Annotated in this window: 15 protein-coding genes and 1 pseudogene; 7 read left to right on the forward strand and 9 right to left on the reverse strand. The window is 68.6% G+C overall.

Annotated elements, in window-relative coordinates; genetic code table 11:
- From AC3WRI_RS22430 to AC3WRI_RS22445, 4 genes and pseudogenes are all read left to right on the forward strand, one after another.
- A pseudogene (locus AC3WRI_RS22430) lies at positions 1-222 on the forward strand (allantoinase); the annotation flags it as partial.
- A 90-nt stretch (positions 223-312) separates the two neighbouring features.
- Entirely contained in the window at positions 313-1,131 is an 819-nt protein-coding gene (locus AC3WRI_RS22435; protein WP_011617908.1) for a GntR family transcriptional regulator, read from the forward strand.
- A gap of 115 nt (positions 1,132-1,246) precedes the next feature.
- A complete protein-coding gene (locus AC3WRI_RS22440) occupies positions 1,247-1,666 on the forward strand; it encodes a cupin domain-containing protein (protein WP_010810761.1) in 420 nt (139 codons plus the stop codon).
- A 55-nt stretch (positions 1,667-1,721) separates the two neighbouring features.
- Positions 1,722-2,072 (forward strand): hypothetical protein, encoded by a 351-nt coding sequence (locus tag AC3WRI_RS22445; protein ID WP_037024831.1) that lies wholly within the window; start codon positions 1,722-1,724, stop codon positions 2,070-2,072.
- A 12-nt stretch (positions 2,073-2,084) separates the two neighbouring features.
- Here AC3WRI_RS22445 and AC3WRI_RS22450 read toward each other — a convergent pair whose 3' ends face one another.
- The 8 genes from AC3WRI_RS22450 to AC3WRI_RS22485 form a co-directional block, all read right to left on the reverse strand.
- Positions 2,085-2,600 carry a DUF2306 domain-containing protein gene (locus AC3WRI_RS22450; protein ID WP_492294112.1) on the reverse strand — a complete coding sequence of 172 codons (516 nt, stop codon included), beginning with the start codon at positions 2,598-2,600 and terminating at the stop codon, positions 2,085-2,087.
- 171 nt (positions 2,601-2,771) lie between these two features.
- On the reverse strand, positions 2,772-3,557 hold the full coding sequence (locus AC3WRI_RS22455; protein ID WP_136227892.1) for an amino acid ABC transporter permease: 786 nt from the start codon (positions 3,555-3,557) through the stop codon (positions 2,772-2,774).
- On the reverse strand, positions 3,550-4,290 hold the full coding sequence (locus AC3WRI_RS22460; protein WP_011617911.1) for an ABC transporter permease subunit: 741 nt from the start codon (positions 4,288-4,290) through the stop codon (positions 3,550-3,552). Before AC3WRI_RS22460 ends, AC3WRI_RS22455 begins: the two co-directional genes overlap by 8 nt.
- 29 nt (positions 4,291-4,319) lie before the next feature.
- Positions 4,320-5,144 carry an ABC transporter substrate-binding protein gene (locus AC3WRI_RS22465; protein ID WP_010810766.1) on the reverse strand — a complete coding sequence of 275 codons (825 nt, stop codon included), beginning with the start codon at positions 5,142-5,144 and terminating at the stop codon, positions 4,320-4,322.
- Between the two features lie 107 nt (positions 5,145-5,251).
- Positions 5,252-5,632: a DUF427 domain-containing protein gene (locus AC3WRI_RS22470; RefSeq protein WP_011617912.1), complete on the reverse strand. Its 381-nt coding sequence runs from the start codon at positions 5,630-5,632 to the stop codon at positions 5,252-5,254.
- Positions 5,633-5,733: 101 nt separating this feature from the next.
- Positions 5,734-6,726: a tripartite tricarboxylate transporter substrate binding protein gene (locus AC3WRI_RS22475; RefSeq protein WP_011617913.1), complete on the reverse strand. Its 993-nt coding sequence runs from the start codon at positions 6,724-6,726 to the stop codon at positions 5,734-5,736.
- Between the two features lie 76 nt (positions 6,727-6,802).
- Positions 6,803-7,960: a CaiB/BaiF CoA transferase family protein gene (locus AC3WRI_RS22480; protein WP_011617914.1), complete on the reverse strand. Its 1,158-nt coding sequence runs from the start codon at positions 7,958-7,960 to the stop codon at positions 6,803-6,805.
- 8 nt (positions 7,961-7,968) lie between these two features.
- Entirely contained in the window at positions 7,969-8,916 is a 948-nt protein-coding gene (locus AC3WRI_RS22485) for a hydroxymethylglutaryl-CoA lyase (RefSeq protein ID WP_011617915.1), read from the reverse strand.
- Positions 8,917-9,132: 216 nt separating this feature from the next.
- Between AC3WRI_RS22485 and AC3WRI_RS22490 the strand changes: the two genes are divergently transcribed.
- Positions 9,133-10,095, forward strand: coding sequence for a LysR family transcriptional regulator (locus AC3WRI_RS22490; RefSeq protein ID WP_011617916.1), 963 nt, complete (start codon positions 9,133-9,135; stop codon positions 10,093-10,095).
- Positions 10,096-10,278: 183 nt separating this feature from the next.
- Positions 10,279-10,971 (forward strand): SDR family NAD(P)-dependent oxidoreductase, encoded by a 693-nt coding sequence (locus AC3WRI_RS22495; protein ID WP_011617917.1) that lies wholly within the window; start codon positions 10,279-10,281, stop codon positions 10,969-10,971.
- Here the strand turns inward: AC3WRI_RS22495 and AC3WRI_RS22500 are convergent.
- Positions 10,958-11,914: a LysR family transcriptional regulator gene (locus tag AC3WRI_RS22500; protein ID WP_492294114.1), complete on the reverse strand. Its 957-nt coding sequence runs from the start codon at positions 11,912-11,914 to the stop codon at positions 10,958-10,960. The two genes, AC3WRI_RS22495 and AC3WRI_RS22500, sit on opposite strands and share 14 nt — an antisense overlap.
- A 119-nt stretch (positions 11,915-12,033) precedes the next feature.
- On the opposite strand from AC3WRI_RS22500, the gene AC3WRI_RS22505 reads away from it, so the two are divergent.
- A complete protein-coding gene (locus tag AC3WRI_RS22505; protein WP_439669474.1) occupies positions 12,034-12,711 on the forward strand; it encodes a type 1 glutamine amidotransferase domain-containing protein in 678 nt (225 codons plus the stop codon).
- Positions 12,712-12,753: the final 42 nt, after the last annotated feature.

Below are 12,753 nucleotides of genomic sequence, written 5' to 3' on the forward strand. Positions count from 1 at the left end.
AGCCCCAAGATGCTGTCGATCGGCATGCACTGCCGCCTGCTCGGCCGCCCGGGCCGCTTCCGCGCGCTGCAGCGCTTTCTCGACTATGTGCAGGGACACGACAAGGTGTGGATCTGCCGCCGTGTCGATATCGCCCGCCACTGGGCGCAGGTGCACCCGTTCCAAGCCGCGGGCGATGCCGCAGCCGTGGGCACGATGCCCGAGGAAGTTGCCCCGGCCTGACAAATGCCGTCCGTGTCGCCATATTTGTGTACGATATAGCCGTCTTTCGTCGCCAGTTCCGGCGACAGGCTGAAATGTCCGTCCCCTGATATGGCAACCACATCGAAGAAGGCGGCGCCCGGCGCGGCAGCAAAAACGCCGCGCCGGCCCGCGTCCAAGGCAACCCTGAAAACGGCACCCAAGGCCGCCGCCAATGCCGCACCGGAGGAAAGCGCCGGCCCGGAGGCCGCCGCCAGCGAAGCTTCCGCCACCGAGGCCATCTACCTCAGCCTGCTGACCGCGATCATGGAGCATCGCCTGCTGGCCGGCACCAAGCTGGTCGAGGAACGGCTGTGCGAAGTGACCGGCGCCAGCCGGGCCCGCATCCGCCAGGTCTTCGCGCGCCTGGCGCATGAGAAGCTGGTCACGCTGGTGCCCAATCGCGGCGCCTTTGTCTCCAGCCCCACGGTGGACGAGGCGCGCGAGGTGTTCCAGGCGCGCCGCGTGGTCGAGCCCGCGCTGGCGGCCGAACTGGCCCAGCGTGCCACGCCGGCCAAAGTCCGCAGCCTGCGCCGCCATGCCATGGAAGAAGACAACGCGCGCGCGCGCGGCGACCGCGCCGCGATGATCCGCCTGTCGGGGGAATTCCATATCCTGCTGGCGGAGATGGCCGGCAATGCCATCCTCGAAAAGCTGATCCGCGAGATGGTGTCACTGACCTGCCTGATCATCACGCTGTATGACCGCCCCGGCGCACCGGCCTGCGCCGAGCATGAGCACCGCCAGCTGACCGACGCCATCGAGCAGCGCGACGCCGCGCGCGCCAGCGCGTTGATGGCGGAACACCTGGAACACATCGAGGGTTCGCTCGACCTGAGCGTGCCCGACAGCGGCGCGCCGGACTTCTACAGCATCTTCAGCAAGGGTTGAAGCACGGTGCGGGGGCGCCAGCGGGCGCCTCATGGCCGGCATTGCACTCCGCGCCCGGCAACCTAGACTGGCTGCATAACAATGCCGCGCGCAATGCGCCGCAGGGAGGTGCGCCATGGCTGTCGCTGCAGAACCCGTCACAACCGCCCGTCCACCGCTGGCCTTCGAACGGCTTTACGCGGATGCCGCCGGCGAATCCCACTTCGGCCCCATTTCCGTTGCCATCACCGAGCGCCTGTTCGCGCCGCCCGCGCGCGCCTTCTGGGTGTCGCCGCTGGACGAAGCCGCGCGGCAGGGCTTCCTGCTGGTGCCGGCCGGCTGGGTGGGCGCACTGCACCCGTCGCCGCTGCGCATGTGGATTTTCGTGCTGGCTGGTGCGATGGAGTTCGAAGCCAGCGATGGCGAGCGCCGGCCGCTGTCGGCGGGCAGTGCGCTATTGCTGGAAGACACCACGGGCAAGGGGCATGTCAGCAGGGTCGTCGGTACTGCCGATGCCACGCTGGCCGTGGTGCAGTTGCCGGAGAACCGAAGCTGAGCCCGCGGCGTGCCGGCAGGGCTGTGGCCACGCAACACGATCACGGAGCCCCATGATGATTGCTCCCGAGCCAGCGGCTCCGCCCAAGCCCGCGCCGCAACTGGTGCCCAACGGCTACCGCCAGGGCATCATCACCGCGATCACGGTGCTGCTCGGCTTCTCGCTGGCGTTCTGGCGGTTCTGGGGCTTCGAGAGTCCCGGCCACTGGAACCTGCGCGCGCTGTTCGCCGCGGTCTCGCTACTGGCCGCGGTGTCGCTGCAGATCGTGGCGCTCTACCGCGCGCTGCGCATCGAGGACGATGCAGTGGATGAATACCGCAAGACCGTGCGATGGTTCATCGCGTCGGCGCTTGCGCTGCTGGTCGGGCTGGCCGTGGCCATGATAGACGCGGCACTCGGCCCCTAGGCCGCCCGGCAGTCACGCTATCCGGCCCGGGAACGAACCTGCGCCTGCTCCTGGCTCGCGTCGCAGATAGCGCACCTGCAGCACCGCCCCCGCCAGGAATACCAGGAACAGCACGCCGACGATCCCCTTCAGTTCCGGCGCTTCCGCATTGGCAAAGACCGGATTGCCCACCGGCAGGCGCGTGCCGGTCTCGGTCAGGCCCGGGATGAAGTGGAAGAACACCGTCAGCGACAGCGACACCACCTCCACGTAGCGGCTCATGCGCCCGAATGCACCGCGTGCCGCGCAGACCGCGACCGCCAGCACCAGCAGCGTGACGATGCCCAGCACATGGGGCTTGCCGAATCCGCCGTGCTGGAAGATGCCAAACCCGGTCAGGCAACTCAGCACGGTGCCGATGACATAGGCCAGTCCGAGCCGGGTATGCAGGCGCACCATGCCGGTGCTCGAGAGCGCCACCAGGCCGCAGGCCAGTCTCGCCAGACTGATCAGGGTATGGATGATGCCAAGCTGCGTGAGTCCGAGCATGATGGTGCCTCCAGCCGGGTGGGTGCCGCAATGGATCTGGACAGGCGTGGCGGCGCGCAAGACAAGGCGAGTTGCGTGGGGGCGGGCCGCAACAGCAAGCCTTCATGTAAGGCGAAGCTTGCGGGGATTGCAAGGATGGCGGCAGCCGCGGGGCACCCGCCTTTGCCGATGTCAGAGCATCGGGGCACCGGCCCTTGCAGACTGCGCCATGGCCTGGCGCGCCACCGCGACCTCGGCCCTGCCGCGCCGGTGCGATCCCTGCAGGCGGCGCAGCGCCGCAGCGGCACCCGCCTCGATCATCACGCACAGCACGAAGTAGAGCAGCGCAACCGCTGCGAACACTTCCGCCGCATAGCTCATGCTGCGGCCATTGACCTGCGTGGCCAGTGTCGACAGCTCACTGACGCCGACGATATAAGCCAGCGACGTATCCTTGGTCAGCGCCACCCAGGTGTTGGCCAGGGACGGCAGCATGGCGCGCAGCGCCTGCGGCAGCACCACATGCCAGAGTGCCTGCGTGCGCGACATGCCCAGCGCCAGCGCCGCCTGGCGCTGGCCCGCGCCGATCGCGGCAATTCCCGCGTGCAGGCTCTGCGCGATAAACGCGGCGCCCACCAGTGCCAGCGCCAGCACCACGGTCAGCACTTCGCTGACCTGCACGCCGGCCAGCATCGGCAGCAAGAAGTAAGTCCAGAAGATCAGCATCAGCACCGGCACCGCGCGCAGCAACGCCAGCACGGCGCGCAGCACGCGCGTGACGCTGGATGGCGCAAGCTCCAGCAGCAGCGCCAGCGCAATGCCCAGCACCGTGGCGCCGGCGCAGGCGAGCGCCGCTATCCACAGCGTCAGCGCCGCGCCGGCCAGCGGGCCCTCGGGGAAAGCGCCTTTGAGCAAGTAGGGCAGCTGGCCCCATACCAGCGCCAGGCCCGCCGGCAGGCTTGCCATCCCATCAGGCATGACGTGCTCCGGTCCAGCCGAGGCGCCTGAGCAAGGCCGGCGCCACCGCCTGCAGCGACAGGATCAACGCCGCATAGAGCAGCGTGGCAATGCCGAAAGCCTGGAAGGCCATCAGCGTATCGGTCTCGACCTGGCGCGCGGTGTAAGAGAGTTCGGCAAAGCCGATCGCCATGGCCAGCGAGGTGTTCTTGATGGTCTGGCAAAACTGCCCCACCATCGGCCGCGCCGCAATCCGCAGCGCCTGCGGCAGCACGATGCGCCACCACGCGGCACGCGGCGCGAAGCCCAGCGCCAGCGCCGCGGCGAACTGCCCGCGCGGCACCGCGGCGATTCCGGCTTCGAGTTCCTGCGCATAGAAGGCGCTGGCATACAGGGCGATGCCGAATACGCTGGCCAGCGCTTCCAGCGACGGCGCGGGAATGGCCACGGCACACATCTGGAGGCCGCGCCAGTCCGAGATCGCGCCGATGGCCGCATCGCCCAGCAATTGCGCGGCACCGAAGTACCAGAAGAACAGCTGCACCAGCAGCGGCGTCTTGCGCAGCAGCCCGATCACCGCATTGGCCGCGATGGCCACGGGGCGCCACGGCACCCTGCGCAGCGCCAGCCAGGCTGCGGCCAGCGCGCAGCCGAGCAGGAACACCGCCAGCGACAGCGCCACCGTCATGGCAAAGCCGCCGAGCAGCCAGTGCAGGTATTTGGCCGGCAACGACTGCCAGAGAATGGAAACCATGGGTCAGGGGCGATCAGGCTGTGGCGTGCTTACTTGACCGTGCTGCCGATGGTGAAGTCGCGCGCCAGCGGCGCCTGGCTCTTCGGCCCGAAGTACTTGTCGTAGATGCGCGCCGCCGTGCCGCTCTTCTCCAGCTCCAGCAGGATCTGGTCGATGGCGGCCTGCAGGCGCTCCTCGCCCTTGGGCACGCCCACGCCCATGTATTCGCGCGTCAGCGTGAAGGGCGAGATCTCGAACTGGTCGCGGTTGGGCAGCGTGGCCAGCAGCGCGCCGAGCTTGGCGCCGTCCTGCGCAAAGGCCTGGATCGCGCCGGTGCGCAGCGCCTGCAGCGCCAGCGGCGAATCGTCATAGGCGATCACGCGCGCGTCGGGGTAGCGCTGGCGCAGCGTGGTTTCCTGCGTGGTGCCCTTGTCCACGCCCAGGCGCCAGGCCTTCAGTTCATCGGGCTGGCGCAGCGCCCCCTTCCTTGCGATGAACTGCAGCCCGCTGGCAAAGTAAGGCGTGGAGAAGCCGATCTGCTGGCGGCGTTCATCGGTGATGGTGAAGTTGGCCGCGACGATATCCACCTTCTGCGAGGCCAGCAGCGGAATGCGGTTGGCGGGGTTGGTGGCGCGGAACTCCGCCTTGACGCCAAGGCGGCTGGCAATCTCGTTGGCATAGTCGACATCCAGGCCCGCTGGCGCATGCGTCTTCGGATCGACAAAGCCGAACGGCGGGTTGGCATCGAACACGCCCACGTGCAGCACGCCGGCCTTGCGGATATCGTCGAGGCGATCCGCCAGCGCGGTACCGGAGGCCATGACGGCAACGCCGGCGACGATGGCGCCGCGCAGCAGGAAGGAACGGAAGGACATGGAAGGCACTCACTGAAGTCTGGATGGGCAGACGATAGCGGTGCGCGCCCCGATCAGGAACGAATGGTTTCGCAGATGGATATGCCGCCATGCCGGGCGGCGCGCGCTCAGGCGCCGAGAATCTCGATGCTGTCGACGCGGTCCGGGTAGAAGGCCAGGTGCGAGGCGATCGCCGCCACCGCGGGGTAAGGCGTCTCGTAGCTCCACACCGCATTGCGCGCGCGCTCGCCGCCGGCGGGGATGGAGAAGTAGCTGCAATCGCCCTTGTATGGGCAGTACGTCGTGTGCGCGGTACGCTCCAGCTGCGCCAAGTCGACATGCTCGCGCGGGATGTACTGCACCGGCGGGTAGGTCGCCTCTTGCAGGGTCAGCGCCGCGTCGCTGTCCGCAATGGCAATGCCCGCCACCCTGACCACCACCCTGCCGGCCGTCGGCGTGATGGTGATCGGGTGGTCGGGGCCGGGGATCCTGACTGGCTTGTCGGTCATGGCGCGTCCTCCTGCAGGGCATCGTCACGGGGGCGATGCTGCATTCTAGGCGTTCGCCGCGCGGCCTGCAGGCCGCGCCCGATGGTTCAGCCCAGCCGCCGCTATTCGACCTTGACGTTGGCCTTCTTCACCAGTGCGGCGTAGCGCGTGGCCTCGCTGCGGAAGAAGCTGGCGGCCGCCTCGGGTGTGCCGGGCTCGATCACGGTGGCCTGCTTCTTCATGGCCTCCAGCACTTCGGGCGAGGTGAAGGCCCTGGCAAATGCGTCATGCACGCGCTTTACCTCTGCCGGCGGCATGCCGGCGGGGCCGACCACGGCAAACCAGCCGGCGACGTTGTAGTGGGGCAAGCCTTGTTCGGCGATGGTGGGGATCTCCGGCGCGGCGGACGAGCGCTTGTCGCCGCACACGCCGATCGCGCGCAGTGTGCCGGCCTTCAGGTGCGGCGCCACCGCGTTGAGCGCAACCACGCCCAGTTCCACCTGTCCGGCGATCAGGTCGTTCATCATCGGGCCCGTGCCCTTGTACGGAACGTGGCGCGCACTCACGCCGGCCTCGTCCAGGAACATCTCCCCGGCCAGGTGGATGATGGTGCCGTTGCCGGACGAGCCGTAGTTGTAGCCGTCGGGCCTGGCCTTGAGCAGCGCCACCAGTTCCTTCACGTTCCTTGCCGGCACCTTGGGATTCACGACAAGCACCAGCGGCGTGGTGCCGATCACGCTGATCGGGGTGATGTCCTTGATGGCATCGAACGGCATGGTGCGGAACACGCTCGGGTTGATGACATGGTTGTTCGAGACCAGCCCGAGCGTGCTGCCATCCGGCTGCGCCTTGACCACGGCTGCGGCCCCGGTGATACCGCCGGCGCCGGGCAGGTTCTCGATCACCACCGGCTGGCCAAAGGCCTTGCCCAGGGCCGGACCGGCCGCGCGCGCGATGGTGTCCACGCCGGAACCGGCGCTGATCGGCAGGATCAGGCGCACCGGTTTGCCGGTATTGCCCTGCGCGAGCGCGCCGATGCCGGGCGCGGCCAGCGCGGCGGCCACGGTGGCGGCCAGCGCCAGCGCTGACTTGAGAAGGATGCGACGGGGGTGCATGAGGTTGTCTCCGTATCGTTATCGTAGGATCTTTGCGGGCTGCCGCTGTGCCGCGGCATGCCCGTCGTGGTACCGGTCAGCCGGCGCGGCCCTGGCCGAGCTGCAACAGGATCTCTTCGTTGTGCTCGCCGGCCCTGGGCAGCGGCCGGCGCACGCCCGGGCGGCGCCCGCCCATCAGCAGCGGCAGCAGCACCGTGGGCGTGGTCGAGCCGTCGTCGGCCTGCATCGGCACCAGCCCGCCGCTGGCAAGCAGGTGCGGATCGTCGAGCAGCTGGTCCGGGCGCACGATCGGCGCATAGGGGATGCCGGCGGCTTCGAGCCTGGGCGCCAGTTCTGCGCTGCGGTGGTGGCGCAGGATCGCGCCCAGCTCATCGAGCAGTTGCGGACGCACCGCCACGCGCGAGGCATTGCTGGCGTACTCGGGCTTGCCGAGAAGCTCCGGATGCTCCAGCACCTGGCACAGCGTCGCGAACTGCTTGTCGCTGACCGCGCCGATAAACAGCTGCTCGTCGCCGGCCAGCGTAAAGACGTCATACACGCTCCACGCCGACACGCGCGACGGCATCGGCGGCGGCGCCTCGCCGGTCATCGCAAACTGCTGCATATGCTGCGAAGCCAGGAATACGCAGTTCTCGAACAGCGCGCTCTGGATCTCCTGGCCGCGCCCGGTGCGGTCGCGCTCGCGCAGCGCGGCCAGCACGCCGATGGCGCCGAACATGCCGCCCATGATGTCGTTGACCGAGGTGCCCGCGCGCAGCGGCCGCCCGCTTGGGCCGGTCATGTAGGACAGCCCGCCCATCATCTGCACCACCTCGTCGAGCGCCAGCCGGTTCTCGTACGGGCCGGGCAGGAAGCCCTTGTGCGAGACGTAGATCAGGTGCGGGTAGTCGCGCGACAGTGTGGCGTAGTCCAGCCCCAGCTTCTGCATCAGGCCGGGCCGGAAGTTCTCCAGCAGCACGTCGCTCTGGCCCGCCAGCTCGGCCGCGGCGGCACGCCCTTCCTCGGTGGTGATGTCCAGCACCACGCTCTTCTTGTTGCGGTTGAAGGCGCGGAAGAAGCCGATGCCCAGGCCCGGCAGGTTGCGCGTCTTGTCGCCGCCGGGCGGCTCTACCTTGATCACCTCGGCGCCCAGGTCGGCCAGGATCATGCCGCAGGTGGGGCCCATCACCATATGCGTGAATTCGACCACGCGGATGCCGGCCAGCGGCAGGGAGTTGCTGTTGTCTTGGGTCATCTTGCGTCTCAGGCAGCGGCGCCAGCAGGCTGGGCCGGGAAGGTCTTGGGCAGGCCGGCGCGCCACAGCGTGCCGTGCAGGGTTTCGTCCTTGAGCCAGCCAGCCACGTCTTCACGCAGCGCCAGCAAGCGGCCGATATCGATGCCGGTGTCGATGCCCATGCTGCCGAGCATGTAGGCCAGGTCTTCGGTCGTGACATTGCCGCTGGCGCCGGGCGCGTGCGGGCAGCCGCCGATGCCGGCCAGGCAGGCGTCAAAGCGGGTCACGCCGGTTTCCAGCGCCGCGTGGACGTTGGCCAGGCCAAGCCCGCGGGTATCGTGGAAATGGCCGCACCAGAACCGATCGCCGGCGATATCGACGGCGCGCGCAAACAGCTCGCGCACCATGTGCGGGTCGGCATAGCCGACGGTATCGGCCAGGCTGACGCGGTCGGCGCCGGCATCGAGCAGCGCCTGCATCAGGCGCAGCACTTCATCGGGATCGACATGGCCCTGCAGCGTGCAGCCGAACGCGGTGCCGACACCGCCTTCGATCAGCGTCTTCGCGCCGCTGGCATCGCGCGCGGCGCGGATGCGCGCCACTTCAGCCACCACTTCATCCGGCGTCTTGCGCAGGTTGGCCAGGCTGTGCGCATGGCTGGCCGACAGCGGCACGAGCATCAGGTCCGCGCCGCTGGCCAGCGCATCCTGCGCGCCGCGCAGGTTCGGCACCAGCACCGAGACGAACAAACCCGGCAGCGTGCGCGCGAACGCGACCAGCTGCGCGGTATCGGCCAGTTGCGGCAGCAGGTGCGCGGGCACGAACGAGCCCACCTCCAGCTCGCGCAGACCGGCCGCGTACGCGCCGCGGATCCACGCTTCCTTGCTGGCCGTGGGCAGGATGGTGCGGATGCTCTGCAGGCCATCGCGCAATCCGACTTCGCGGATAACGGCGTGGCGGGGAAAGGGAACAGACATGATTCAGGGGCTTCCGGTTTGCGCCCCGCAGTGGGGCGACGGAAGAACTCTATGAGTTTCTGCCCAAGAGCTGAAGCGGTGATTCGCGCACGATAACATTCCGAACCGGAATGTCTGCCGGGCGCCGCACAGCTACATCCAGAAATTCCCGGATGAATGATTACCGGCAACCAAAGGGGCTTAACATTCCATTCCGGAAACACGCAGCCCCTTACCATGCGAGACCTCGACCTCACCAGCCTGCGCCTGTTCGTCGCCGTCTGCGAAACCCGCAACATGGCGCGTGCGGGCGAGCAGGAGCACATCGTGGCATCGGCCATCAGCAAGCGGCTGGCGCAACTGGAAGGGACGGTTGGCGCAACCCTGCTGGAGCGGCGCCGCCGCGGCGTGATCCCGACGCCCGCGGGCGAAATGGTGCTGGCGCATGCGCGCGCCATGCTGGCGGCGGCGGACCGCGTCGCGCGCGACATGGCCGACTACGGCGCAGGCATACGCGGGCAGGTGCGGCTGCTGGCGACGGTGTCCTCAATGGCGGAATCGCTGCCGGACGATATTGCCGCCTTCCTGCAGCAGCCGGCCAACCGCGATGTGCGCGTGACCATCGAGGAAAGCCTGAGCAGTGACGTGGTGCGAGCGCTGCGCGAGGGCTCGGCGCCGCTGGGCATCTGCTGGGACGCGGCCGACCTGGAAGGCTTCCAGACCCGGCCCTACCGCACCGACCAGCTCGCGGCAGTGGTCCACGCCTCGCATCCGCTGGCGCAGGCCGAGGACTGCCGCTTCGAGGACACGCTGGACTACGACCATATCGGCATGCCCGCCCAGACCGCGGTGCAGACCATGCTGACGCGCTATGCGGCCATCCTCGGGCGCGGCATTGGCTACCGCGCGGTGGTCTCGACCTTCGACGCTGCGCTGCGCTGTGTGCGTGCCGACCTGGGCATCACCATCATCCCGGCCGAGATCGCCGCGCCGATCGCGCCTACCTTCGGCCTGCGCGTGATCCCGCTGCGCAACGACTGGGCGCGGCGGCGCTTTGCGATCTGCTTCCGCGACCTGGAACTGCTGTCGCCGGCGGCGCGGCTGCTGGTGGCCTTCCTTGAACAGACCGCGGCGGCGGAAGCGGCGGCCGCCCCCGCGGACACCACGCCAGCGCGCAAGCCACGGCGCAATCGGCAATGACGCGGCGTGGCGCGCAACTTCCTGTGCCGTTCAAGGGTTAGCCCGAGGCAATTTCGCAAGCAAATGTTGGGGAGCGGTGCGTAGACTGGCTTGCGTTTTTCGCCCCGGCCCACGATGGTAAAAGCCGGCCCCCGGGCGATGCTGACCCGACCATGCGCGCCACGACGGCGCAGGAGCACGCAAATGAACTTCAACGGCAAGAACGTATTGATCACCGGCGCACGCGGCAACCTGGGCCGCGCCGTGGCACAGGCCTTCGCGCAGGCAGGCGCGCGCGTGGTGCTGCTGGACCGGCATGCAGCGCCGCTGCCCGAAGCGGGCACCGGCCACCTCACGCTGCAGGCGGACCTGCTGGATGCCGCCAAGCTGAGCGAGGCCGTCGCGCAAGCGGTTCAGTCATGCGGCCGCATCGACGTGGTGTGCAACCTGGCCGGCGGCTTCGCCATGGGCCCAAGCGTGCATGAAACCAGCGCCGAGGCCTGGAACCACGTGTTCGACATGAACGTGGGCACGGTGCTGAACATGGCGCGCGCGGTGGTGCCGCACATGCTGGCCGCCGGCGGCGGCGCCATCGTCAACGTGGGTGCCAACTCGGCGGCGCGCGGGCTGGCGCAGATGAGCGCTTATTGCGCCTCGAAGGACGCGCTGGCGCGTGTGACCGAATCGATGTCGGCAGAGCTGCGCGACCAGGGCATCCGCGTCAACGCGGTGCTGCCCAGCGTGCTGGATACGCCCGAGAACCGCCAGGCCATGCCGGATGCCGATGCCGCGCGCTGGGTCAGCCTGGATGCGCTGGCCGACGTGATCCTGTTCCTGGCCTCGGATGCGGCGCGCGCGGTGCAGGGCGCGCTGCTGCCGGTGGTCAACCGCGCCTGACGCGGGGCTTGCGCGCGGCCGGCTCGGCCGCGCTGATGGCGCTGGCCGCCTCCTGGATCTGCTGGCGCAGCCAGCGCCGCAGCCGGTCGGCATCGGTGCGCGCGTGCCAGATCTGCATCATGTCGACGTGGGGCAGCGCGAACGGCACCGGCAGCAGCACCAGATCAGGGTCGCGCGCCACGGCCTCTTCCGCGACCGAGCGCAGGCAGGTCAGCAGCAGTTCCGTGCCGCGCACCAGCCGGCTCGGCGCAAGGAAGCTCGACAATCCCGCCACCACCCTGCGCTTGTGCCCCTGCCGGGCAAGCGCACGGTCAACCACGCCGTTGAGGTCGCCGGTCAGCGTGGTCAGCAGGTGTTCGCACGCCAGGAAGGCGTCGAGATCCAGGCCATCGGCGATGCGCGGATTGGCGCGCGAGGCTAGCACCACGAAGTCCTCGCTGCACAGCCGCTGCTGGTGGAAGGTATCGGGCAGGTTCTCATAGAAACCCGCGATCGCCAGGTCGCAGGTGCCCTTCTCCAGTTCCTCGCGCGGCAGCTCGCCGCGCGTGTTGTGCGTGACCAGCACCACGCCCGGCGCCTGGCTGCGCAGCCGCGGCAGCAGGGCGGGCAGCAGCAGCTGCTCCATGTAGTCGGTGGTGTAGATGTGCAGGTGCTCGCTGCGCGCCAGGTAGTCGTGGCCGGCACAGGCATCATAGAACGCGTCGAGATCCCCGATCAGCCGCTGCACCTGTGGCGCCAGCGCGTGCGCACGCGGCGTCGGCGTCAGGCCGCGCGGCGCACGCACGAACAGCGGATCGCCGAGCTCGTCGCGCAGGCGGTTGAGCTTGTGGCTCAGCGCCGGCTGGCTCAGCGCCATGCGCCCGGCCGCGCGCGAGGCATTGCCCTCCTGATACAGCACGTGGAACACGTACAGCAGGTTCAGGTCCTTGCTGCCGATATTCATTTTTTGGATAGCAGAGATCGAATAATAGAAGTTTTCGAATCATAGTCCGCTGCCTAGGATGGTGCCAGTGCCGAGGCATTTCTCGCCCGGCTGCCTGTGAACCGACATGGAGCGGAACAATGAAAATCCTGATGGTGCTGACATCGCACGACCAGCTGGGCAATACCGGCAAGAAGACCGGCTTCTGGCTGGAGGAATTCGCAGCGCCCTACTACGTCTTCAAGGACGCCGGCGCCGACATCACGCTGGCCTCGCCCAAGGGCGGCCAACCGCCGATCGACCCGAAAAGCGACGATCCGGGCGCCCAGACCGACGCCACCCGGCGCTTCCAGGGTGACCCGGCCGCCAGGGCCGCACTGGCCAGCACGCTGACGCTGGACCAGGTGAAGGCGGAAGACTTCGACGCCATCTTCTACCCGGGCGGCCACGGCCCGCTGTGGGACCTGGCCGAAGACAAGCGCTCGGCCGCGCTGATCGAGCAGTTCGACCGCGCCGGCAAGCCGGTGGGAGCGGTATGCCACGCACCGGCGGTGTTCCGCCATACCAGGGGCGCGGACGGGGAACCGCTGGTCAAGGGCAAGGAAGTGACCGGCTTCACCAACAGCGAGGAAGAAGCCGTGCAGCTGACCAAGGTGGTCCCGTTCCTGGTGGAGGATATGCTCAAGGCCAATGGCGGGCGCTTCACGCGTGGCGAGGATTGGGCCAGCCATGTCGTGGTCGCGGGGCGGCTGGTGACGGGGCAGAATCCGGCATCGTCTGATGCTGCGGCGCAGGCGCTGTTGAAGATGTTGAAGTAAGGGAAGGCGGCAAACGCGCCGCCGCCGGTTTGCACCCCTCGC

It is taken from the genome of Cupriavidus sp. FW305-27, assembly GCF_058787995.1.

Excerpts from the sequence above, each read along its gene's own strand:
- AC3WRI_RS22435 (WP_011617908.1), top strand. The coding sequence starts at position 313 with ATGGCAACCACATCGAAGAAGGCGGCGCCCGGCGCGGCAGCAAAAACG.
- AC3WRI_RS22440 (WP_010810761.1), top strand. The coding sequence starts at position 1,247 with ATGGCTGTCGCTGCAGAACCCGTCACAACCGCCCGTCCACCGCTGGCC.
- AC3WRI_RS22445 (WP_037024831.1), top strand. The coding sequence starts at position 1,722 with ATGATTGCTCCCGAGCCAGCGGCTCCGCCCAAGCCCGCGCCGCAACTG.
- AC3WRI_RS22450 (WP_492294112.1), bottom strand. The coding sequence starts at position 2,600 with ATGCTCGGACTCACGCAGCTTGGCATCATCCATACCCTGATCAGTCTG.
- AC3WRI_RS22455 (WP_136227892.1), bottom strand. The coding sequence starts at position 3,557 with ATGCCTGATGGGATGGCAAGCCTGCCGGCGGGCCTGGCGCTGGTATGG.
- AC3WRI_RS22460 (WP_011617911.1), bottom strand. The coding sequence starts at position 4,290 with ATGGTTTCCATTCTCTGGCAGTCGTTGCCGGCCAAATACCTGCACTGG.
- AC3WRI_RS22465 (WP_010810766.1), bottom strand. The coding sequence starts at position 5,144 with ATGTCCTTCCGTTCCTTCCTGCTGCGCGGCGCCATCGTCGCCGGCGTT.
- AC3WRI_RS22470 (WP_011617912.1), bottom strand. The coding sequence starts at position 5,632 with ATGACCGACAAGCCAGTCAGGATCCCCGGCCCCGACCACCCGATCACC.
- AC3WRI_RS22475 (WP_011617913.1), bottom strand. The coding sequence starts at position 6,726 with ATGCACCCCCGTCGCATCCTTCTCAAGTCAGCGCTGGCGCTGGCCGCC.
- AC3WRI_RS22480 (WP_011617914.1), bottom strand. The coding sequence starts at position 7,960 with ATGACCCAAGACAACAGCAACTCCCTGCCGCTGGCCGGCATCCGCGTG.
- AC3WRI_RS22485 (WP_011617915.1), bottom strand. The coding sequence starts at position 8,916 with ATGTCTGTTCCCTTTCCCCGCCACGCCGTTATCCGCGAAGTCGGATTG.
- AC3WRI_RS22490 (WP_011617916.1), top strand. The coding sequence starts at position 9,133 with ATGCGAGACCTCGACCTCACCAGCCTGCGCCTGTTCGTCGCCGTCTGC.
- AC3WRI_RS22495 (WP_011617917.1), top strand. The coding sequence starts at position 10,279 with ATGAACTTCAACGGCAAGAACGTATTGATCACCGGCGCACGCGGCAAC.
- AC3WRI_RS22500 (WP_492294114.1), bottom strand. The coding sequence starts at position 11,914 with ATGAATATCGGCAGCAAGGACCTGAACCTGCTGTACGTGTTCCACGTG.
- AC3WRI_RS22505 (WP_439669474.1), top strand. The coding sequence starts at position 12,034 with ATGAAAATCCTGATGGTGCTGACATCGCACGACCAGCTGGGCAATACC.